The organism is Mesorhizobium sp. M0621, assembly GCF_040320745.1.
Classification (GTDB): Bacteria; Pseudomonadota; Alphaproteobacteria; order Rhizobiales; family Rhizobiaceae; genus Mesorhizobium.
In genome coordinates this window covers 1-21,235 of record NZ_JAMYQF010000087.1, presented here as the reverse complement: position 1 = coordinate 21,235, position 21,235 = coordinate 1, and the positions used below count along the sequence as shown (strand labels likewise).

Annotated in this window: 19 protein-coding genes and 2 pseudogenes; 9 read left to right on the top strand and 12 right to left on the bottom strand. The window is 60.7% G+C overall.

The features are described 5' to 3' along the window. Position 1 precedes the first annotated feature (1 nt). From istB to NKI38_RS31950, 4 genes and pseudogenes are all read right to left on the bottom strand, one after another. Positions 2 to 847 (bottom strand): IS21-like element helper ATPase IstB, encoded by an 846-nt coding sequence (gene istB / locus NKI38_RS31970; RefSeq protein ID WP_352664657.1) that lies wholly within the window; start codon positions 845 to 847, stop codon positions 2 to 4. Then, positions 847 to 2,136, bottom strand: a pseudogene (gene istA, locus NKI38_RS31965) (IS21 family transposase). The gene istB and the pseudogene istA overlap by 1 nt, the downstream one beginning before the upstream one ends. A gap of 555 nt (positions 2,137 to 2,691) precedes the next feature. Then, positions 2,692 to 3,868: pseudogene (locus NKI38_RS33610) on the bottom strand (IS701 family transposase). Positions 3,869 to 4,245: 377 nt separating this feature from the next. Beyond that, complete coding sequence (locus tag NKI38_RS31950; protein ID WP_352664653.1) at positions 4,246 to 4,494, bottom strand: hypothetical protein; 249 nt, start codon at positions 4,492 to 4,494, stop codon at positions 4,246 to 4,248. Between the two features lie 694 nt (positions 4,495 to 5,188). Between NKI38_RS31950 and NKI38_RS31945 the strand changes: the two genes are divergently transcribed. Both NKI38_RS31945 and NKI38_RS31940 read left to right on the top strand, forming a co-directional pair. After that, on the top strand, positions 5,189 to 8,578 hold the full coding sequence (locus NKI38_RS31945) for a Ulp1 family isopeptidase (protein ID WP_352664651.1): 3,390 nt from the start codon (positions 5,189 to 5,191) through the stop codon (positions 8,576 to 8,578). A gap of 405 nt (positions 8,579 to 8,983) precedes the next feature. Beyond that, positions 8,984 to 9,148, top strand: a complete 165-nt coding sequence (locus NKI38_RS31940; RefSeq protein WP_352664649.1) for a hypothetical protein — start codon at positions 8,984 to 8,986, stop codon at positions 9,146 to 9,148. Positions 9,149 to 9,194: 46 nt separating this feature from the next. Here the strand turns inward: NKI38_RS31940 and NKI38_RS31935 are convergent, their stop codons facing one another. After that, positions 9,195 to 9,359 (bottom strand): tyrosine-type recombinase/integrase, encoded by a 165-nt coding sequence (locus NKI38_RS31935; RefSeq protein ID WP_352664661.1) that lies wholly within the window; start codon positions 9,357 to 9,359, stop codon positions 9,195 to 9,197. On the opposite strand from NKI38_RS31935, the gene NKI38_RS31930 reads away from it, so the two are divergent. Further along, positions 9,285 to 9,443: a hypothetical protein gene (locus tag NKI38_RS31930; RefSeq protein WP_352664647.1), complete on the top strand. Its 159-nt coding sequence runs from the start codon at positions 9,285 to 9,287 to the stop codon at positions 9,441 to 9,443. The two genes, NKI38_RS31935 and NKI38_RS31930, sit on opposite strands and share 75 nt — an antisense overlap. 42 nt (positions 9,444 to 9,485) lie before the next feature. Here NKI38_RS31930 and NKI38_RS31925 read toward each other — a convergent pair whose 3' ends face one another. From NKI38_RS31925 to NKI38_RS31905, 5 genes are all read right to left on the bottom strand, one after another. After that, positions 9,486 to 9,656, bottom strand: a complete 171-nt coding sequence (locus tag NKI38_RS31925) for a hypothetical protein (RefSeq protein WP_352664659.1) — start codon at positions 9,654 to 9,656, stop codon at positions 9,486 to 9,488. A gap of 379 nt (positions 9,657 to 10,035) precedes the next feature. Next, positions 10,036 to 10,719 carry an AAA family ATPase gene (locus NKI38_RS31920; protein WP_352664645.1) on the bottom strand — a complete coding sequence of 228 codons (684 nt, stop codon included), beginning with the start codon at positions 10,717 to 10,719 and terminating at the stop codon, positions 10,036 to 10,038. Positions 10,720 to 11,037: 318 nt separating this feature from the next. Next, a complete protein-coding gene (locus NKI38_RS31915) occupies positions 11,038 to 11,640 on the bottom strand; it encodes a hypothetical protein (RefSeq protein WP_352664643.1) in 603 nt (200 codons plus the stop codon). Positions 11,641 to 11,686: 46 nt separating this feature from the next. Beyond that, positions 11,687 to 12,886, bottom strand: a complete 1,200-nt coding sequence (locus NKI38_RS31910; protein WP_352664641.1) for a hypothetical protein — start codon at positions 12,884 to 12,886, stop codon at positions 11,687 to 11,689. A 22-nt stretch (positions 12,887 to 12,908) separates the two neighbouring features. Further along, positions 12,909 to 13,715, bottom strand: a complete 807-nt coding sequence (locus tag NKI38_RS31905) for a hypothetical protein (RefSeq protein WP_352664639.1) — start codon at positions 13,713 to 13,715, stop codon at positions 12,909 to 12,911. A gap of 670 nt (positions 13,716 to 14,385) precedes the next feature. Here NKI38_RS31905 and NKI38_RS31900 point away from each other — a divergent pair. The 4 genes from NKI38_RS31900 (at position 14,386) to NKI38_RS31885 (ending at position 19,113) form a co-directional block, all read left to right on the top strand. Then, entirely contained in the window at positions 14,386 to 15,591 is a 1,206-nt protein-coding gene (locus NKI38_RS31900) for an AAA family ATPase (protein ID WP_352664637.1), read from the top strand. Further along, a complete protein-coding gene (locus tag NKI38_RS31895) occupies positions 15,584 to 18,085 on the top strand; it encodes a S8 family peptidase (RefSeq protein ID WP_352664635.1) in 2,502 nt (833 codons plus the stop codon). The genes NKI38_RS31900 and NKI38_RS31895 overlap by 8 nt, the downstream gene beginning before the upstream one ends. A 22-nt stretch (positions 18,086 to 18,107) precedes the next feature. After that, complete coding sequence (locus NKI38_RS31890; protein ID WP_156932401.1) at positions 18,108 to 18,326, top strand: hypothetical protein; 219 nt, start codon at positions 18,108 to 18,110, stop codon at positions 18,324 to 18,326. 304 nt (positions 18,327 to 18,630) lie between these two features. Beyond that, a complete protein-coding gene (locus tag NKI38_RS31885; RefSeq protein ID WP_434221487.1) occupies positions 18,631 to 19,113 on the top strand; it encodes a toll/interleukin-1 receptor domain-containing protein in 483 nt (160 codons plus the stop codon). A 95-nt stretch (positions 19,114 to 19,208) separates the two neighbouring features. Here the strand turns inward: NKI38_RS31885 and NKI38_RS31880 are convergent, their stop codons facing one another. Continuing rightward, complete coding sequence (locus tag NKI38_RS31880; protein WP_352664632.1) at positions 19,209 to 19,451, bottom strand: hypothetical protein; 243 nt, start codon at positions 19,449 to 19,451, stop codon at positions 19,209 to 19,211. A gap of 340 nt (positions 19,452 to 19,791) precedes the next feature. Beyond that, on the bottom strand, positions 19,792 to 20,070 hold the full coding sequence (locus NKI38_RS31875) for a hypothetical protein (protein WP_352657919.1): 279 nt from the start codon (positions 20,068 to 20,070) through the stop codon (positions 19,792 to 19,794). 74 nt (positions 20,071 to 20,144) lie between these two features. Here NKI38_RS31875 and NKI38_RS31870 point away from each other — a divergent pair, with 74 nt between their 5' ends. Further along, the gene (locus NKI38_RS31870) at positions 20,145 to 20,288 is read left to right on the top strand and encodes a hypothetical protein (RefSeq protein WP_155922533.1); all 144 of its coding nucleotides are present in this window, start codon (positions 20,145 to 20,147) and stop codon (positions 20,286 to 20,288) included. A gap of 221 nt (positions 20,289 to 20,509) precedes the next feature. Then, positions 20,510 to 21,160 (top strand): LysR family transcriptional regulator, encoded by a 651-nt coding sequence (locus NKI38_RS31865; RefSeq protein WP_352664630.1) that lies wholly within the window; start codon positions 20,510 to 20,512, stop codon positions 21,158 to 21,160. The last annotated feature ends 75 nt before the right edge of the window (positions 21,161 to 21,235 follow it).

The window sequence follows — 21,235 nt, the reverse complement described above, 5'->3', positions numbered from 1 at the left end:
ATTAACTTTTTTGTGGGGGGTGCCCTTTTTTTTTTTTTAATCTATTCTTTGTTTTGTTTTTTTGTTGGGGGGGGGGGGGGTGGCGGCTTTTTTTATTGGGCCCTAACCGACGCTTTTCGCGAAGCCGGTAGCTGTCACCGCGGATGGTGATCACTGTCGAATGATGAAGCAGGCGATCAAGGATCGCGGTCGCGACCACGGGATCGCCAAACACGCTGCCCCATTCGCCCACCGAGCGGTTGGAGGTGATCAGGATCGATCCCCGCTCATAACGCCGCGACACCAGCTGGAAGAACAGATGCGCGGCGTTGGCTTCGAACGGGAGATAGCCGAGCTCGTCGATGATCAACAGTTTCGGCCGCGACAGGGTCGTCAGCTGCTTTTCGAGTGAACCGTCGTCATGGGCCTTGGCCAGCATCGCCACCAGCGTGGCCGCCGTGACGAACTGGACGCTATGGTTCTGCCGGATCGCCTCGCGCCCGAGAGCCACCGCCAGATGTGTCTTGCCCGTACCCGGAGGTCCAAGGAACAGGACCGTGTCGCCATGGGCAATCCAGCGGCAGGTCGCCAGCTCCCGGACTTGGCGCTGATCCAGCGACGGCTGCGCGTCGAAGTCGAAGCCATCGAGTTCGCGCACAAACGGGAACTGCGCGATCTTGCCTGCCATGGAGATGCGCCGCTCGTCGCGCCGCGCGATCTCGCGCGTCACCAGGAAGGCCAAAGCCTCGCGCAAGGTCATTTGCGAACGCGCCGCTTCGTCCAGCAGCGTATCGAGTTGATCCCGGATCGCGGTCAGCTTCAGCCGGTCGAGCTGAGCCACCAGCATCTCGTGATCGACCGTCGTCATCACCAGCTGCCTCCCACCAGTGCCTCATATTCGGCCAGCGGCCGCAACAGAGCGGAAGGCGCAACGATCTCCGCCGGCGCCGATCGCACCGGCGCAGCAGCGCCGACCACGCCGGCAAGATGCGCCCGCTCGACAATCCGTTGGCGACGCCCGCGGCACAAGGCATGATCCGCCACCACCTCGCCCGCATGACGCACGATAACGCGGCCGCCCAGCACCACGACTTGGACGCTCTCCCCGATCAGCCGCCAGGGAACCGAGTAACTGTTCGTGTCCAGGTCGATTGCGCAGTCCGCCTGGACCTTGCGCACGAGATCGCGCAGCTGCCCAAACGGTGCCCGTCCGCCCAGAGGGCGAAGCGCCATGGCTTCTTCGGCAAAGCGCTCCGCAGGAGCCACGCCGGTCGTGCCATGCACACGCTGATCAGCAATCTCGCGTGTCCACCGGTCCAGATGCGCCTCGAACGCCGCCCAGTTCTCGAACCGGCGGCCGGCAATCGCATTGCGCTTGACATAGCCGACCCCGCGTTCGTCCTTCCCCTTCGTACGCGCCCGGTAGGGCGCACAAGCCCGCGGCCTAAATCCCCAGTAGCGGGCAAAGGTGTGCAGCCTCACATTGAACCGCACCTCCCGCGTCGTCGCATCGTGATGTTCGACCAGCGCCTTCGGATTGTCGAACAGTACTTCCGTTGGAACCCCGCCGAAGCGAAGGAAGGCTCCTTCCATCCCCTCGAACCAGTCCGCCTAGCGCTCCCGAAGCGAGGGACGGATATGCAGCCGACGCGAGTAACCCAGCGTTGCTACAAACAGGTGCACCCGAACACGCTCGCCGCCGACCCACGCCCGCGTGTCGCCAAAGTCGATCTGCATCTGATGTCCCGGCGCCGTCTCAAACCGAACCGTCGCGCGCTTCTGCGCCTTCAATTCCCGACGCCAACCCTGCACCCGAAGCTCCACCGACCGAAGCCCTATAACGATCCCACGTTCGCTCTCCAGTTCCTGGCGCACCACATCGGCGTTGCCGCCATGGCGGAAGAAGCGCTCGCGCAGCCAATCGTCCAGCCCGTCAAACGCGGTCCGCCGCACAGGCTTGCGAAACGGAAAAGTCCCGCCCTCGCGCAGATACCGACGCACCGTGTTGCGCGCGCATCCGAATTCCTTCGCAAGTCGCTTCGCTCCCCAGCCAAGCTCATGCAGCCGCAGCATCGCTGCCACTTCTTCAGGCTGAAGCATCTCCTCCCCCCGCATCCTTCTCGACAATGCAGGAATCGCCGAAATCTCAACCGTCATCCATGCCTCCTCTCATAACCGAGGGGTCAGTTCTTCATTTCGTCAGGGGGTCAGTTTCTCAATTCGGCCGACACATAGGGCGCTCACGATCTTAAGTCGCTTCTCCTCGGATCGTAAAGATGATTTTCACCGGATCACCCGGAAGCGGATTCATCATTCCGCGTTCTGAGACGCGGGTAAAACCGGCGCACCTAGATGCCAAGGTCGTGTGTAGTGCTGTGAATGCTTCGGCAAATCACGCTTCCTAGATTGACCTGTCAGCTCTGGATCTGATGGCATGGTGTGGCGGCTTCGCGCTGACCACGGACAGAAGCATGATCCCGGCGATGAGATATCGTTCAGAGGGACTTGACGAACGAGGGCCCATTGCAGAAGTACTACGGTTGCGGATGTCGATGCCGTTTGTACTGATAGATGGTTGACGCAGCCTGATGCCGTGGTCGTCGCCATAGCGACCACGCGATGATGAAGGGCTTTTGCGTCGGTGGGAAGATAGGCATCCGGCGAGGAGATAGCGGATCTCGGGGACGCTCGGGACGAGTGCAGCCATCCGGATCAGGCGGCGATTGGCTCCTTTGGACGTTTCGTTCGGTTTGCTCCATGCGCTGCGGCGAAGATCAGCCGGTAGCCTCGAGAGGAATGCCAGGGCGGCCATGCACAGGCTCATGTGGCGATGCCATCCGTGCCAGGACCGAGCCGCGCAATGATCAAGTCCGAGATCATCCCTGGCGCGCTCAAAGCACTCCTCGATCGCCCAGCGCAGGCCGGCCACTGCCGCCAATTCGGCCAAGAAGGAAACCGGGCGGGGCGAAGACTTGTAGTAGGCGTTTTCTCCGGATGTCGATCGTTTGCGGCGGACGAGAAGCCAATGCTCGAAGCCGCCTTTTGACGTCCAAGGGCGGCGGATGCGTCCCAGTCGTAGGGAGCCGAGGTCCTTTGGCGCCTTCACCTGCCGCATGACAGACCCAGTCGTCGGATCGAACTCCCTGGCCAGTTCCTCGGGCGAGGTTTCCTCAAATCCACGATCCCCTCCACGGCGCGTGAAGTGAGCGCCTCGAACCGCAAAGACATAGCTGCTCGCGAGCTTCCCGCATCCGTCGAAGGCTGCTGTCCGCCCCGTAGACAACGTCGCCAAAAACGTAAGCGCACGGGACGCCGGCATCGAGCGCCGCCTCGACCATGGCGCACGCCATCTTTGGCTTGGTTGCAAACTCGACCATCTCCGGATCGACACCCTGGCACATCGCGTCCGATCCTTTGTCCAGCTCTACGGTACATAAGGCGACGATCGACCAGCGCTTGGCCGTAGCGGCTCGCGCAAGCCAAGAACACGCCGATCTCGGCTGTTCTCGATCCGACCCGCTGTTCCCGAGTGCTGTCGCGCGACACCGGCGGAACGATCGCCGTTCTTCACAAATACCGTGTCGTCGACGATCAGGACGCCATCCACATCGCCCAACGCCGTCCGCCACATAATGGCGAACCCTCGTCTCGCAGCGTCCCAGTGGTTGCGCCCCAACAGCGACTGCATCCGATAAAGCCGTGCCGCTCCGAACTGCTCAGCCATCAGCCAGCCTGTCTTGCGCTCAATGCCGGAAAGAAGGCCGTCGAGAAAATCTGCGCCGGTCTCTCGCAACTCACGACGAGGGAGCACCCGCCCAACCCGCGCCTTCAGCGCTGTGAGTTCCTGCTCCCAAGCCAACAACGACCCTGACCACGAAGCGACAGACATGGTTCCCTCCTTAAGGCCCATGGCATGAGGGCATCGATGTCTTTGGAGGGCCGCGTGCGAGCCGGAAGCCGCCTTGCCCTTCGACTTCTCCTTTGCGACATGCCCTGATGAATTGCCAAGCCGGGCTGCAGCGGGAGACCTGTCCGGAGAACAGGATCACAGCGTTCGGTTGCATGCCCGGCAGTCGGACTCATTGTCGGCCTTCTGACAGTGTTGGGTATGAAACACTGCACTATCAAAACGATCATGTTGTCTAAAAACGGTTTCTGGTTCGGCACGGCATTTGCTTCGTTGAATCAACAAATACACTACGGCACGAACCTGCAGGAGTTCCTCTATGACCAGCCTTAGGCAATCGCTACTGCAAGAGCGAGCAATTATGGTCGTCTCCACCAAACGCCTTCTGGCCGGCCGGCACATTTCGTCTGCGGCACACTGTTGAGCCATTGCGAAAACGGACCGGCCTCAAGGCCGACACGCTTGTAGAGGCCGCCAATCGCAAACAGGGCGCCGATCGCCTCCAGTTCGGTCTCCACCTTGCCCTCTCGAATGAGTTTACCAGCCGTGTCCATTACGCAGACGCTGGTAGTGAGAACGGAAACATCAAGACCGAGAAACTGTTCCATGGCAGACCTCCTGACCGGTTGACCGTTGGAGCCTGCCCAGGAGACCGACCTCCCGCTACTCCCTTGCAGGGAGGCCGCCGGAGCCCCTGAGGCTAGCATGAACCTGCACAAATTTGACCTATCCAATGTAACAGCTTGGCGGCAGGTGCAGCCCCCGGCATCTCAAGAGCAAGCGGCACAGGCCGGGCAAGAGGGATTTGAGCAGCGCTCGGGCGAGGCGCGCCGAGCCGCTGCCCAAATTCCCGCCCCCGGCGTTCCGGCTCTGCCAGACCCGTTCCATCCTCATCCGTCTCAGGGAGACCTGAACCTCATCGAAGGCGCGGCCCCATGGGAAGCGCAGCCCATGATGCAAGGGAGCGGACAAGAACACGCCGCGGCGCCGTACGCCGGAGGCAGTGGGTCGATGCTAGGTGCCTCGGTGCTGCAGCCGGGTCACTCAACGGCGCGCCATCATGATGCGCCGGATTCGTCAGTGGTTGATCTGAATCCCCCCGCACCGTCCGAGTTGCGTGACCATGCTCGTTCTGTGCCGCCGGCGCCTGCCGGGCCAGCGTTCGCCAGGGCTGAGGAGACGTCCTCCGCGGTTGGCGAGGCCGCGGAGGCCGCAAGGCTGGCTCGGTTGCAAAAGCAGATGGACGAACCAGTGCATGATCCCGGCCCTCAAGTGGATACATCGCCATGGGAGGCGCAACTCATGATGCTGGGGGACGAGCACCCGGCACCGCATACCGGAGGCAGTGGGTCGATGCTAGGTGCCTCGGTGCTGCAGCCGGGTCACTCAACGGCGCGCCATCATGATGCGCCGGATTCGTCAGTGGTTGATCTGAATCCCCCCGCACCGTCCGAGTTGCGTGACCATGCTCGTTCTGTGCCGCCGGCGCCTGCCGGGCCAGCGTTCGCCAGGGCTGAGGAGACGTCCTCCGCGGTTGGCGAGGCCGCGGAGGCCGCAAGGCTGGCTCGGTTGCAAAAGCAGATGGACGAACCAGTGCATGATCCCGGCAGTGGGTCGATGCTGGGTGCCTCGGTGCTGCAGCCGGGTCACTCAACGGCGCGCCATCATGATGCGCCGGATTCGTCAGTGGTTGATCTGAATCCCCCCGTACCGTTCGAGTTGCGTGACCATGCTCGTTCTGTGCCGCCGGCGCCTGCCGGGCCAGCGTTCGCCAGGGCTGAGGAGACGTCCTCCGCGGTTGGCGAGGCCGCGCAGGCCGCAATGCTGGCTCGGGTGCAAAAGCAGATGGACGAACCAGTGCATGATCCCGGCCCTCAAGTGGATACATCGCCATGGGAGGCGCAACTCGATCCTCCAATAGTGGTCTCCGGTCGCGACAAGCGTCCTCTCTATTCCAACGATGCGACCGTTATCGAAGGATTGAGGTCAGCACTCTATGGTTGGCCAGAGAAGCTCCTTGGGGAAGGTAATGAAGACGACGCTGTTCTGCCATCTTCTTTCGGGCCAACTGGGCACCATCACCAAGCCTCGGATCCCGCAGAGTCCTTTCGTCCCCTGATCTGGCGCGACGGCGACCAGCGCGCGCCGGACGAGCGGATCGCTGCACAGGACAGGAGCAACCTGCTACCAAGCGAGGAGGTGCCACTGAGGCCACCGGAATTCGCTCCGCCCAGCTTGCGGGCGGGGAATTCCGCCTCGCCAGAGCTCTTTCCTGAGGGGATGTCCCCCGCGGTCGAAGGGTTTTTTGGTGTTTTCGGCGACCCCTGCGGGCGGGTGCTCGGCGCATTGCAATTGCTAGGCGACGAACATATCCAGAGGGATTACCAGCTCCTGGAGCAGGAGTTGCAGGGGAACAATCCAGATCTCGCCGCCCGGACGCGGTTCGTGGATCCCGTCGTAGCCAATTATCATCTGCGCTTGGGCTCCGAGAGCGACAGGTTAAGCGCATTCCAGCGCATCGTCCATAATCAGAACGGTAACGACACAGCCGACTTCCTGTTCGTGCCAGTGAGCGATGCCGGTACGAAGCTTGAGAACCGCGGCAAGCATTGGTCGCTGCTGTTCGTTGATCGCCGCGACCGGGAACGCCCGGTTGCCTATCATTATGACTCCGTCAGCGGATGCCATGACCCGCTTGCAAAACACCTCGCAGAAAGGCTGGGCGCCAGCCTGGAGACCCGCGTGGACTTACCCCGCATCGCCCAGCAGAGCAACGAGTGGGATTGCGGAGTCTACGTGGTGGACGGCACGCGGGCGCTGGTTGGGCGATTGCAAAGATGGCAGCCAGACCTGCCAGACGTGAACCTCAACAACCTCGTCGTCAATCGGCAGGCACTACAAACCCGACTCATGGGTGACGATACATCTGGAACGGCAAATAATCTCACGAACTTTGAACTCATGGACCGACACGCCCGAGACGCGGTTAAGGAAAGCCCCGTTGGGACGTTTCACCAGAGGATCAAGCGGCTCGGCCAGTCAGCGCGAGCGTTGCACGACAGAGCCCTGGCTCCAGTCGCGCCGGACCAAGGTAACCCAGACTCGGTGTTCGTACGGGACGTTGTTCCCGGGGAACCATTTAAATCTCAAAGTCTTGAGAGCAAGGGGGACGCCGCTGAGCAGCGCAGCGGGCCGCAGGAGGCATTGGGTCGGCCAGAGAATCTCCCTGGGAAAGCTAATGAAGACGACGCTGTTCTGGCATCGTCTTTCGTGCCAACTGGGCACCATCACGAAGCCTCGGATCCCGCAGAGTCCTTTGGTCCCCTGAGCGGGCGCCACGGCGACCAGGGCGCGCCGGACGAGCAGATCGCTGCACTGGACAGGAGCAACCAGCTATCAAGCGAGGAGGTCCTCATCAACTGTGAGCATGATACAGCGGAGTTGAGACCAGCGAAGAGGCACAGGACCCTGAAGAGTCGTCTGCAGGACGTTGCCACTGAGCCGCAGCTGAGCGAGATCGGCAATTCAGGCGCTCGCGTGCTGATGCAGGCCTCCACCCATCAAGTGGGTGCATTGCCGTGGGAAGCGCAGCCCATGATGCAAGGGAGCGGACAAGAGGACGCCGCGGCGCCGTATGCCGGAGGCAGTGGGTCGATGCAGGGTGCCTCGGTGCTGCAGCCGGGTCACTCAACGGCGCGCCATCATCATGCGCCGGATTCGTCAGTGGTTGATCTGAATCCCCCCGCACCGTTCGAGTTGCGTGACCATGCTCGTTCTGTGCCGGCGGCGGTGCAGCCAGATCCTCCAATAGTGGTCTCCGGTCGCGACAAGGGTCCCCTCTATTCCAACGATGCGACCGTTGTCGAAGGGCTGAGGTCAGCTTACGCGGGGGCCAAGCGGCGCGCGGTCACGCGCTATGTAAATTCTCTTTCCGGCTTTGGTCATTGGCTCCTTAAAAACAACAAGCCGGGATTTGCCGCTCGGCTTCACGAGGAGTCGCTGGATAAGGATCTCAAGGAGTACCTGAGCAGGGGTGGCTCCTCGGACGTGGCTAGAGCACTGGGTCGTCTCAAGACGTCGGCGGGCGGAGCGCCAGTGGTGGACCGCCCTGTCCGGAATCCCTACCCTGCCGACGCCGCGCTCATCAGAGATTACAAAGCGGCTCTCATCAAAGGGGACAAGGCAGCGCCTGCGACCGGGCCGAATCGCGGTACCATTCAGGTCTATGGATCTACTCTTATACGTTTCAGTGAATACCTGCATGAAAACAAAAAGCCGGGGATTGCGGCTCGGCTTCACGAGGGGTCGCTGGATGAAGATGCCAAGCGCTATATGGACTCCAGTGGTATCCGGTGGATCAGTGCACTAGCTCATCTCCGGAAGTTCCCGCCGTGCGCCGCACTCGGGCGCGAAATTGCCCTTGCTGCTCGTCCGGAAGACGCAGTCGGCATGGAGGCTCGTGCCATTGGGGACGCCGCTGCGCAGCACAGCGGGCCAAGCGAGGAGGTGCCACTGAGGCCACCGGAACTCGCTCCGCCCAGCTTGCGGGCGGGGAATTCCGCCTCGCCAGAGCTCTTTCCACGAGCGCTCGAGCAAGCCATGCCAGCGCCTGCGAGGGCTGAGGGGACGTCCCCCGCGGTCGATGGTACGCATCCGGTGAAGACCGCAGACGTGCGTATCTGGTGGCCATGAGGACCCGAGCACCGGAGTGCTGGGGTCAAGCTTTCGATGGGGAGACGCGTTGATATTCTTCGAGGAAGAGTTTTTGGATGCCTTCATCGGTGAAGCCAAGATCCCGTCGTCATCGTTGGCCCCGTAGATCCACATGACGCCGTCCTCTGGCTCGAGACCGAGGGTAAGGTCCTGGATGAGCGCTTCGCTGACGCCGAGGTCCCTGGCGACACGCTCGCCGGTGTAGACGAGATGCACCTTATTGCGCTGCATGATTAGGCCGCCGCTGGTTGGGTCCGCAGTTTTGCGGATATCCAATTCCACGGCAGCAAATATCGATCCGATGGGCCGGATAGCCCTGCGCTCCAAGACTTCGGTTCGCGCATCGTAGACGGCGAGATACTCGTAAACCCGGCGGAGCACGCCATGACGAGTGACGCGGCTGTTCGCGGCGCCGCTGGACGACAGCGCGAAATCCAGCGCCAATGCTCGAGTGGCGGGCCCATCGAACTGAGCGCGCTCAACGTACCTCACGAAAGCCCGCAACGTGCCGGCTTGCTTGCAGAAGGCATAGCCGAGGGAGTGGCGTAGCTCGATGTAACACTCGGCTTCTCGCGGAGGAATCGGGCAAAGGCGGTCATGCCACGCCTCCTGGAAAGGGGAGTGCGACCTCGGTAAGTTGCGAGGTCGCGACCTTTACGCACAGCGCCGTTGTGTTGATGCTGCGGTGTCCCAGGAGATCGGCGACCTCGTTGATCGGCCTTCGCTGCTTGACGAGCTGGGTGGCAAGACTGTGGCGCAGGAGATGCGCACCTGCGACTGCCTGAGTTCAACCCCGCCATGTCGCAAGCGCTTCCGCACGATCCTCGAAACAGGCGACGCGTAGTTGAACGGTGCCACGGGCGGCGTGAAGGACAGGAACAGATAATTATCCACCTTCGGTCGAGCGCGCAGGACGTAGTCGGCGAGCGCAGCGCCAGTCTCCTCGAGCAGCGGCGCCACCCGATCCCCGCTTGCCCTTGGTGCGCCTGACAGAAACCTCGCCAGCACGCCAGTCGATATCCTGCAGCTGAATGGCGCGTAGCTCGCCGTTGCGAATGGCCGTGGTGGCGAGTAGCAGCAGGACGGCTCGATCGCGATGTCGACCGGCGTCGTTGCGCCGATCGCATCTATTGCGCGCCGAACGTCATCCCATGCAAGGCGCGGCGGCAAATGCGCCACACGCCAATGAGGCGTCCTTGGACGACGCGGTCGAGATCCTGGTCATGGTGGCCCGCCCAACATAAAAACTGAAGAAATGTTCGTATGTGAGAAGTCGCTGCCGTGCGGGTGCCGGTGGTCGCCGATAGCGACAGCCGATCACAGCAGCAAGGACGTGCTCAGCCGTCAATGCCTCGAGGTCTTGACCGGGATGGTGATGGCGGAACAAATCCAGAAAGCGGCGGGCTCCCAGAAGAACGCCTTCGCCGGTCTTCGGCTCAAGTCAGAACCTGGATACCGAGTTCATTGGCCGTGTCTTTCACGACTGCCAGTGTCGCGCCCAGTTGGGCACCGGCACGGTCGCCGAAGCCGACACGTGCCTCGCGCGCGGCTTTCACCAATTCTGCCGAGATGTCGGCTTTCTCTTCTGAGAGCTTGTTCAGCACGGACCCTCTGCGCCAGGCGAGGTTACCGTCCGCAAACGCACCGATGCGTGCGGGCGCGATCGCCTGCCGGTCAGCCCACACCAGGTTCCGGACCAGGCCTGCATCGGCCGCGCGCTTCGAGATGAGCGTCCAGACCGGCTCGAGATCACTATCGACACTGAGATTGACGGCAAGCACGGTTTCGCCCGCCGCCTCCGGCTCATCCTCCAGCTGCGCCGTTTCCACGATGAAATTGCGGACATATAGTCCGTAAGCCTCGATGTTCTTCAATCGGTCGGTTAATGCCCCGATGGTGCACGAGATCGAAATCGGCTGCGTCACGTCCAGGTTGAAGAAGTCAGCGTCGGTTATCTGGAGATTGCGGCGCGCACCGAGGCAAAGGTCAATGGCGTCGAGAATTGAGCTTTTGCAGCTATCCCCGGGGCCGATCAGGCAATTGATTCCAGCGGATGGAGCCCATGTAAGCTCCTTGATCCCCCGGAAATTTACAATCTCTATCAACCGTATACGTGCCATGATGCCTCCCCCAAATCAGAAATATGTACCGCAGCGACCATCGGTCGGAAGTATTGCCTCGCCGTGCATCCTACGAGGAACCCGTTTGATACCCAGTGTTTCCAGTGGTCGGATATCCGTTACATGAAGGTTACATCGAAATATTCACAAGTCTGGATGTTGTGTAACTAATTGAAACATCTGGCGCGCCGCGCCGAGCGATGATGACAACTACATCTCCGCCATTGCCCTCTAATGCCCTCCTTTGGTTATCCTTCGTCGTGAGGGCGAGCCAAGGTCTCTGTCACTGGCCTGCTCGATCGCCACTTGGTCGCGCCATCATTCATGCAAGCCCCGGTTTCGATCGGGGTCGTTGCGTCGATTGTCGGCCTCCGGCGGGACCGTCTCGGAGTGCCGGGGCTGACCATCCGATCCTGTCCAGTCAAACCGAACGCGCCAACCAGTGCTCTTGCCGCTATTGCTCTTGTAGCCGATGACTTGCTTATGCACCGTGATGCCCGCTATCACCATCGAACCTGATCCGGTGCCAATATTGGCAATAAACACGCTGTCGATCAGAGGGTGATCCATGAGATCGCGTTCCAGAATGAGCGATGGGTTTTTAACCGCTTGCTCCCTCCTCCTTCTCTCCGCGAGCTGCTCCCTAAGTTTGTCTCCTTCGGCAAGATAAGCTTCTGCTTCCGGCGCATCCGTTGGCGTGCAGCCTCTCTTCATCGGAAGGCGTCCGTCCTTGTAGGCTGACAGGATCGCCGCGGCCGCATCAGGACCAACCTCAAGAACGAGATCGAGCCAATTCCTTTCGCGCATGTAGATGTCGGCGCGCTCAGCTTTCGACAGAACACCTCCTTCAAGGACGAGCTTTCTCGTCTTAATGGGCATGATGTCAGGCAGGCCAGCAAGGAAATCCGTAAGAGAGCGCATAGCCGATTCCTATAGAGTCATTCGTAGGCCGCTAGCAGCCGATGTCTTATTGCTGTCGATCGAACAAGATTGCGTCAGCCTTCGCCCCCAGCGTCAGGCTCGTCCAATCCGGAAAACTGCCGCGTTGAAGGATGGCTTGCACGACACGGACAACAAGTTGATCGGCGAGATCGAGATCGACCTTGGACTTCGTCGGAAGCACACCCGAGTGGACCGCGTCCGACCGGGCCTCATATAGATGCTTCATCTCATCGAAGATCTTGGTGCGCTCGGCGGCACTCTCGCCCAGGAGCCATGCGGCGCGACTGCCAATCTTGTAGGTGATTTCGGTATTCGACGTTCCGAGATCGTGCATCAGCACGACTTCCGCCGCCATGCCCAAATCGAGAGCGCGGTCGACAGGATGGATCGCCAACCGCGAGCGCCCGAGGCGGTCGATTGCACGGGTAAGACTATCTCCCTCGGCGAATGCCGCGAACTGCCCAAAGACGGTCTTGATCATCGCCATGTCCGCTGGGAACGCCACGAGCGGGTGAGCCGCAAACGGACGGCCTGACATAGTGCCACCGGCCGACAGCAATGCGCGGCGATCCGACAGAATGACCGACATCGGCAACTCGACCCCGCCGTTGGAGCCAAGCAAACAGGCGAGCCGGAGACGGCGGCGGATTGCATCACGCGCCGATGAGGCGGGCTGTGTTATGCTGGTCCCGGCTGGCCCATTTGCTTCAGCCGGGTGTTGCTCGAAGGCTGGCGTTACCTTGTAGGACTGGATGAGGAAGCCGGTTCCGGTGGGCATGCTCGGCCACGAATATCGCCAAGGATAGTCGAATCCGCTGAAGATGTCGGCCCCTGGCGGCACAAGGCGAACACCATCACCCAGTTCACAAGGCTCGTTGATTTCGATGCCAAGCACCGGAGAAACGTCCTCGTAGACTGCGGTATTCCGCGCCACTTCGTCCGTGAAGAGTGCAACGATATCTTCCGGCGCTATTTTCTCGACGAGCCGGTCAATCGCCCGTTCACCGAAGCGGCCCCCGACGACAGAGCCGCCGCCGTCACCACTGAACGCCCAACACGTCGCGAAATCGGAGAACGGCTCCGCGCGCAAGAGATATTGATCGACGCGGTGCTTTGCCTCGCCGCGCCAGAGTGAATAGTCGCTGCGGCTGTGGATATCGGCGAGTTCTCCAGCAATCTCGCGCAGGAAGACTACCGCGTCGGGGGCAGTGTCCACTCCGCTCATTCCTCGTCCCACCGGCCGAGGTTCACGTCGACGAAGCCGGCCGGGTAGCCCCGAGCCACGACGCCGAAATTGGATTCGCCTTCGCTATGAACGACGAGGACATGCTCAGGACCGAGTGGCTGATGTGTGTAGAGGTCGAACACATGTTTGTCGGGCCGGCAGCCGAGCATCGGCCATAAGTGGCAACCACTGCTTCAGCCGCCGAATAGCCATGACGGGAATTGACGAGCGGCATGGCGATCTCCAGGACACGCGGCCGACCGATCTGCTTCAGCATGTCCTGAAGCGCCGCATCTCGCTGCCAAAAATAGGCTGACTCGCCGCCCCAAATCTCGAGGAGCAATTCAACGCCGCCGTCTTCGACGTCGACGGGATGCGAGACCATCCAGAATTTGTTGGAGCGGGAGTCGAGCTGATCGCTTTGGTACGGGCTGTCAGCGAACAAGCGATCGGTGACCTCTTGGCTGAATGTGCCAGCAGCGACTTGCGCCGCGAAGCGTGATTGAATGGTGTCGAGGCTAGATGGATAAATGCCGCCTTGCCGGAGAATGCCGACTTCTGCGTCGGTCAGGCGAGTATAGTGCCAGGCGCGGATTGTGCGGACTTCCATCAGCCGCATGATATGCTCCTTCACCCACATGAACTCGCCCGCGTAAGGATTTTCGGGATACGGCATGGTGTGATCGGAGGCCTCACGCTCCAGCCATTGGCGGCGCGAGGTGAGCATGTAATTGCGGATGACATCGGCGTGGGCGTCGAAGTCGCCGCGCAACTCGCTGTCGAAGGTTTCGACGTCCCAGACATCAATGATGGCAACACTCTCGATCAAACCGCTTCCCTATCCTGAACACCCGCGTACGCGCGGAAGTAGTCTTTCATCGGGGGACTGGCGTATCATGCCTCATCCCCGTTTCTTGCCACGATCCTCGCGCATGGCGGGCCAGCCAACTCCCGAGCGCCTTCGATGACCGTTTCCAGCGAAACTGCGTCGAGTTTGAGCGATGCGGCGTAAACACGCCGCGCCGAGCGATGATGACAACTATATCTCCTCCATAGCCCTCTGGCCCCATCCTTTAGCCAGAATGCCGGTTGGAGGCCCTCTTCTATGTTGCAGGCGTAACGCCGGCCGTCACGGCGACATAAAGCTTAGCCCGAGCTGCCACCGTATCGCTGAAATGCTGTCCAGCGACAATGATCCCTCTGGCGGTTATTTCGTGCTGCCGACTGCTGGAGCGGCCTAACGAGCACGGGTTTTGATCTTAGCCTCAATGGATATTCCGTCCTTGCTCGATGGCTGACCAGTCTGGGCTGCTTCTCCAGACTCCGCGTCCGAACCGGCATGGGGCTTCGCTGCAACAAACAGCACTCATCCCGCACCCTCGCAACCAGAAGCGCATCGAAATCAAACCAAGGCGCAACATTTTCCGTTGACGCGCAACAAATTGTCGTCTACATGCATCATAGGTCATCAATCTCGCATCAGATCGTAGGTTTAGCGCATGGAGCACTTTTCAATCATTCAGGCGCTCTGCCGAACGGCGATGGGCGCACCAACGCCGGCGCTGCGCAAGCAGATCGAGCGGCTAAGGGATGCTCTCGTCAAAGATGGCGAGGAAAAGCAAGCAGCGTCGCTCGCGGGGATACTTGCCACGGCGGATCGCCTAACAGGGGTGGCCCCGAGCCGAATCGAGCGCTCGCGAGCGAACCTTTCCGGCGAGACACTCGGTCGCAACACGCCGGTTCCTGTCGATCGTGAAACGGCTGCCGCCTTGGCGGAGATCATCTTTCCGTCGGAAGTCGAGGAGGCGGCCCCGCTTTTCAATTCGACTGTGACGCAGGCAGTTGAGACGATCGTCGATGAATGGGCCGACTTCGAGGCGCTCGCGACCGTCGATATCGTGCCGTCAAAGACATGTTTGATCTACGGAGCGCCTGGCACAGGGAAAACTCGACTGGCCCTCTGGATTGCTCGCAAGCTGGACTTGCCCGTTGTTCTCGTAAAACTGGATGGCCTTGTTTCGTCATTTCTCGGAACGACGGCGCGCAATATTGGAAATCTCTTCGCATTCGCCAATCGCTATCGCTGCGTGCTTCTACTTGATGAATTCGACGCGATTGCAAAAGTCCGCGACGACCCCCAAGAGGTCGGCGAGATCAAGCGTGTTGTGAATGCCCTTCTTCAAAATCTGGATGTTAGACAAAACATAGGATTGACGATCGGCATTACCAATCACTCGAAGCTGCTTGATCCGGCGGTCTGGCGCCGTTTTGAGGTCCAGCTTGAAATCCCTAAGCCCGATTTTGAGGTGCGGAAGGCGATCGCCGCCATGTTTATGCCGCCTGTATCGGCTCCCGACATCCATCTACGTCTTATTGCGTGGTTCACTGAAGGTTCAACCGGAGCGGAGATCGAGGCGCTGGTGCGGACATACAAAAAGGCCACCACGGTTCGCGAGGACGATCGCCGAGGATTACTGGATACGCTCCGTCAATTTGCGACTCTCAACGCGGCTCGCATTCAGAGTGAGCGTCGAACGCTGTTGTTTGATGATCCCGCCACTTTGTTCCGGGCCATGCGTGACGACCCCATTCTCGCATTTTCAATGGCCGACATCGGCGAAATCGCAGGGCGGGATAAATCGACCGTAAGCCGTCAACTCGGGCGACAAGCCAGTAAAGCCGATGGGGGTGTAAATCATGGCTAGCCCGATCCAGATCGTCCTCAATCCGGACAATTATGAGGAAGCCCGAGAGGCAGGCGGCGGAGGCGGACGCAAGGACTTCTTTGCTCACCGCGATCGGGAATTTGGCGCCCATAAGGCAGCTCTGATCGAGCAAATCGACGCTATTTCCGGGATTCTTTCGGCGCAAGCGCAGGGACCAATCGGCTACGTCAAGGTCATCCTTAAACGAGATGCCTGGGCAAAGAGCCATCGGCCGGTTGGGGCGCTTTTCCGCAGCGACCGGGCGCCTCTAGTCGGGGGTGGAGATCTCGGTGTGATGCTTGTCGAAGGCCGCCCGTCGGCATTGGCGCAGGTGAAAGCTGAAATTGCCAAAGCCGAAACGCAGACCAGGATGCGCTATGACGAGAAAAAGGGGAAAGAGGTACCCAACCCCTCAGCGCAAAAGAGCGAGGCCGGAGCGATCGACCGGATCGAACTCTATGGCGCGTCCGACAAGCGCAGCTTTTCGGTCGAAGAAGCTGTTGCATGGCTGGCCAATCCGATGACGGGAAGCGGGTATCAGGTCGAATTATTCGACGTATTGCCACCGCGTGCCGAATGGGATCGGCTCGACCCCGCGCACAGACGCCTGGTCGAGTCCTTCGTTGCTGGCTTCAACGCCCTTGAACAAAGTCTATCAGTGGAGCGTCTGCCTAACTGGCGACAGCGGCTCCCGATGCTTTCCGTGCGTCTGGACCGAGCCGGAGACGGCGCCGTCCTACGGCTGACGAGCGTATCATCAAAGGAGCGCCGTGAGCTTGCGCCGTTCGACCCGAATGTTCAGCATCACAGCCGTTTGCTGGCCTTCTTAGACACGCATCCCTTAGTCCGGCGGATCGAGTTGCCCGGCATCGTGGTGCGTTCTGCTCGCCCGGCAACGCCGAGCCGCGCTCGACCAGATCACGCGATTATGCCAGTTCGCGATAGCCGCAGGACCCATCCGCGGCTGGGTATCATCGATGGCGGCATAAGCTCGGCTTTGTCCGATTGGGTCATCGATCGATGGGACGTGCTTGCTGACGAAGACATGGATCTTTCCCATGGCACGTTCATTGGCGGCCTTGCCGTCGCTGGAGCCGGTATGAATGGTGCGGGGACTTGCCCCGAACCCGACGGAGCGGAGCTGGTTGACGTAGCTGTATTCCCAAATGAGCAGAAGGCCGGTGCCTTCGCATCTTACTATTCGGGCGGCCTCCCTCAGTTTTTCGATGAAATGGATGCGGCCGTCGCAGATGCGCGCGCACGGCATGGCGTGCGTGTCTTCAATATGAGTCTGAACATCCTTCAGCCTGCCGCACCCGATCGCTACAGCCCCCATGCGGTCCGGCTTGATCAGATTGCCGAAGAAAACAATGCCGTCGTGTTCATTTCCGCCGGTAACATTCAGCCGCAAGACCTTCGACCGGAGTGGCCGGCCGATGCGGCAACAGCCCTTTCTAATCTCGCGCTTGCCCGAAACGACGGGCTCCTGACGCCCGCAGAGAGCGCAAGAAATGTTGCAGTCGCGGCATTGAATCCATCAGGACACAGCGGCTGTTTGCCGTTCGCTCCAGCCCGTTTCAGCCGTCGGGGGCCTGGGCTTCGATCCGGCGGGAAACCCGACCTCGCTCACATCGGAGGCGCGGGAACGCAGCACGCGACGCTGGGGCATGGCCTTTTCTCCATCCTTCCGGATGGAACGGTAATCGACGGTTGCGGCACCAGCTACGCCTCGCCTTTGGTCGCCAAGACGGCGGCGGTCCTCGACCACGCCATCGAGGGCGAGGTCTCTCGTGAAACCCTCATCGGGTTGCTGGTCCACCACGCCGAGATTCCAGAGCCCTTGCGCCCGAAAATGTTGGCACCGGTGGCACGGCACCTTGTCGGCTTTGGGATGCCGCCATCTGCTGAACGTATTCTGGAGACGGGCGATCATTCAATCACCCTCGTCTTCGCCTCACGTATCCAGCATGGCCAGCAGATCAATTTCCGGTTCCCGTGGCCGGCATCCCTGGTCGGGCCTGGCGGCAAATGTCGAGGGCGGGCAAAGCTCACGCTCGTATCCACGCCGCCGCTGGATGCCCGGTTTGGTTCCGAGTTCGTCCGGGTCAACGTGAATGCCGTCCTGCAACAGGAGCAGGATGAAGGCAAATGGAAGGGCCGCCTTGATCCGCTGTACCTCCCATCTTCGCGAGAATCGCCAGCGGTCGAGGCGGAGCTAATCGAACATGACCTGAAATGGAGTCCAGTAAAGGTCCACGCCAAGACCTTCCCGCAGGGAGTCGAGCCTTCCTCGAACTGGCGACTTTTTGTTGAGTATCTCACCCGCGCTGGTGAGGTGATGCCCGAGGGTGGCGTACCCTTCACGGCGATTCTGACTATCAGCGATCCAGAGGCGGAAAAGCCGGTCTTTAATGACATGCGTCAAAGCCTTCAGGCGATTGGTACGCAAATCGCTGACATTCGAACGGCAGCGCGTATTACGCCGCGTGTCTAGCGGCCCGTATAGGAGAAGTTACTTGGCTCGGTCGAAAGAGAAGCGAATTGGTTATCTGCGAGGAAAAATGCCCGATGGAACGGAGGCTGTGGTCAGTGTTTCCAAGATTGGTCGCGATTACAGGATTGGATGTGGTTTCAAAGATCATCTCTGCCATCCCTCCGTCCGAGATATTGAAGGCGTAAGGCGTGAGGCATTGCTCGTCTTCGACGTACGCGATGCAATTTATCAGTCAATTTGAATGGGCCACAAAGCGCATCAATAAGATTCGCGAGCTGGCGGAATGATGAAGGAGATGAAAAGGCATGGCTAGATGTACTGCACCAGTAAGGGGGCATCGCTCATCGGCCGCCGCGGCCGACTGCCCTGCATGCGGGAGTCGCTATAGCCGTTTCGGTGGTTACGGCGGGTATGGCGGCGACTACGGCAGCCGCGGATCATACTCGTCCCCTTTATACTCCTCCTCTGGTAGCGGCGGTCGGAGTAGCGGCGGGTCGGGGCGCCGCACCGCAAAGCCGCGCTGGTCGGGAGTAGGTTCGGCTGTGTTGTACACGCCTGAACAAGTGCAGGCGCTCACGCCGGTTCGAGAAAACGTGGAGAACCTAGCGGCCTCACAGCCTGATCTTCGAGATGTGTTTCTCTGTCACGCATGGGATGACAGGCAGGGCTCCGCCAAAGAACTGCATGATCTGCTCGAAGCGCGCGGTGTCCGCGTGTGGTTCAGTGAGAAGGACCTTGGCCTCGGGGTGCCGATGATGCGGGCGATCGACAAGGGCTTGGTGAATTCGCGCGTCGGTATCGTGTTGGTGACCCCGGCTATGTTGCGGCGCCTCCCGGCAGAAGGCATCGCAGACAAAGAGCTTTCAGCGCTCCTCAGACGTGAGCGGCTCGTCCCGGTTGTTCACGGAACGACCTATGAAGAGCTTGAGCAGGTCAGCCTCCTGCTAGCCTCCCGAGCCGGGTTGAGCACTGCCGAGGAGTCAATGGCGGAAGTCGCGGCCAAAATCGCCGAATTGGTCGCTATTTAGTCACGCCGGAGTCAAACTGGGGTGGCTGACTAAATCCCTCCTATCGGCAGCATCGTGTCTTTTCAATCGCTGTAAATGCCAAGTTTCATCCATCCTCACTCATCAGAGAGCAGAAGCACGCACACGTCGTCGTTAGGTGACATGATCGTCGTCCGGGTTTTTGCGCGTGTCACGCTCACGCGGAAATTCTGGCGGGCTTGCGTCATCGCCCCCGCGCGGACATTGCCGCCCACGATACGATCCGGGTTGCCGACGATCTCGCCCTTGTAGCGCTTCGGCCATCCTTCGAAGATGATGACCTCATCGAACTGCTTCCCCTTCGCCTTGTGCATGTTCATCACGACGACACCCGACTCCGGCTTGTGAGCGGTCGCGAAATGCTCCTGCACGAACGGCTTGGCGGGTGACAGCCAGCGCGTTCTTGTATCCGCCGGTATCGCGCCAGTCCTGCGACAGGCTTTGCCGGAGCTGCGTTCCGCGTTCGAGAAGCCGGACGCTGCGCGCCTCCTTCGCAACCTCGGCGAGCCGGGTGCAGGCCCCAGCCTCAAGCACCGATCGAATGGCGGTCCAGTCGCCGTCGGGCTGTCCAGTCAGCGCAACAGCCGCTGCAGCCTCGTGGACGCGAACGTGGCTTGCAAGACGCTGTTCGCCGGAACGGCCTTTCCCTTCGCGAGGCAGTCATTCCACTTGCCTAGCGGAGCGGAACCGCGCCGCTTCCGTCAGATCGCCCTTCGTCGGCGCCTGGCCCCCTCGGCCGCTGAAATAGCTGCAAAGCACATCGACGAATTCGTCGAAGCAGCCGGCGTGACTTCGCTGCTGGAGAAGGAAGGCAATCACCTCCGCCGCCAGGATCGGGCCTTCCATGTCGACGGCGGCCGTGTGCGCGATCGGAGGCACGTTGCCGAAGGGCTCGCGCAGATTGTCGGAGACCAGCCGGGTCATACGCTTCGTCGGCACCAGAATCGCAAGCGACCAATCCCGGCCGCCCGTCGCGACTAGCCGCTTACGCACCGGCCACGATGACGGGGCTGATGATCTATTTCGCAGGGGCCGTTCTGGCGGCATACGGCGGGGCCACACACTCGGGCGGAAAGTCGATCGCCCACAAGCGGAATGACCTTTCAACCAAGCTCGACCGCGAGATCGCGAAGCTGCACACGACTCATCTTCGCTGAGGGCACGCTGCGCCAGCAGACAGCCGTCGCCGAATTTCTGAAACTCGCGACATTGCGAAGCCTGGTTGGCCTAGTAGTCGCCTCCAACGGGACATCCTTACTCACTGCCCGTCGGGACAATGGAGCAATTCATCCGATTCTGTTCTCCGGTAGGGGACACGAGTCACAACGATTAGCGGCGCGAAAAGAGAGACATGAGACGACGACAGCATTCAGCACTGATGACCGAAAGACGAAGCAGAGTGCCGACGTCGTCGCTAGGGTCGCGTATTCCCCTCACGTCACTCATCCAGACGCTCGCCGTCGCCGAGTATCTGAACTTCCGCCATGCGGCGAACGCGCTCGGCGTCAGCCAGTCCAGCGTGAGCGCGCGCATCAAAGCGCTGGAGGAAGATCTCGGCATCCTCCTGTTCGAGCGCAACACACGCGGCGTCCGGCTCACCGAGGCCGGACGACTCTTTGTCGAACGGGTATCAGCCGGTGTCGAGCACCTCGAATATGCCGTAAAGTCGGCCGGCATGGCGGCCCTGGGGGAATGCGGCAGGCTACGCATGGGCGTCCACGGTCTGATCCCGCAAAGCTTCCTCGCCAAGCTGATCGGCCGATATCGAACCCCCTATCCGGGTGTCGAGCTTGAAGTCGCCGAAAGCACGGCGCGAGAAGCGCTCATGCAGCTGCGTGCCGATCAACTCGACATCGCGTTCGTGGTCGGAACGCCAGACACGCCTGATTGCCGTTCGCGACGAATGTGGACCGAGCCGCTTGTTGTAGCACTGCCGGACAGCCACCTGATCGCTGAACAGGAGCACGTCACTTGGGCCGATCTTGCCGGGGAGACCTTCCTCGTCCGCCCTAGAGCGGTTCGCATTTAGGTTGACTTGTAGCCTGCGCTTTCGATGTAGTTGTTGCATTCGTTTGGGGTGACGTCGTCGAGGGTGCTGGCGATG

Bases quoted from the DNA above. Each gene is read 5' to 3' on its own strand.
- NKI38_RS31865 (WP_352664630.1), top strand. From the start codon at position 20,510: ATGACCGAAAGACGAAGCAGAGTGCCGACGTCGTCGCTAGGGTCGCGT.
- NKI38_RS31880 (WP_352664632.1), bottom strand. From the start codon at position 19,451: ATGAACATGCACAAGGCGAAGGGGAAGCAGTTCGATGAGGTCATCATC.
- NKI38_RS31895 (WP_352664635.1), top strand. From the start codon at position 15,584: ATGGCTAGCCCGATCCAGATCGTCCTCAATCCGGACAATTATGAGGAA.
- NKI38_RS31870 (WP_155922533.1), top strand. From the start codon at position 20,145: ATGATCTATTTCGCAGGGGCCGTTCTGGCGGCATACGGCGGGGCCACA.
- istB (WP_352664657.1), bottom strand. From the start codon at position 847: ATGACGACGGTCGATCACGAGATGCTGGTGGCTCAGCTCGACCGGCTG.
- NKI38_RS31950 (WP_352664653.1), bottom strand. From the start codon at position 4,494: ATGGAACAGTTTCTCGGTCTTGATGTTTCCGTTCTCACTACCAGCGTC.
- NKI38_RS31920 (WP_352664645.1), bottom strand. From the start codon at position 10,719: ATGGCACGTATACGGTTGATAGAGATTGTAAATTTCCGGGGGATCAAG.
- NKI38_RS31915 (WP_352664643.1), bottom strand. From the start codon at position 11,640: ATGCGCTCTCTTACGGATTTCCTTGCTGGCCTGCCTGACATCATGCCC.
- NKI38_RS31900 (WP_352664637.1), top strand. From the start codon at position 14,386: ATGGAGCACTTTTCAATCATTCAGGCGCTCTGCCGAACGGCGATGGGC.
- NKI38_RS31940 (WP_352664649.1), top strand. From the start codon at position 8,984: ATGACGAGTGACGCGGCTGTTCGCGGCGCCGCTGGACGACAGCGCGAA.
- NKI38_RS31910 (WP_352664641.1), bottom strand. From the start codon at position 12,886: ATGAGCGGAGTGGACACTGCCCCCGACGCGGTAGTCTTCCTGCGCGAG.
- NKI38_RS31945 (WP_352664651.1), top strand. From the start codon at position 5,189: ATGATGCTGGGGGACGAGCACCCGGCACCGCATACCGGAGGCAGTGGG.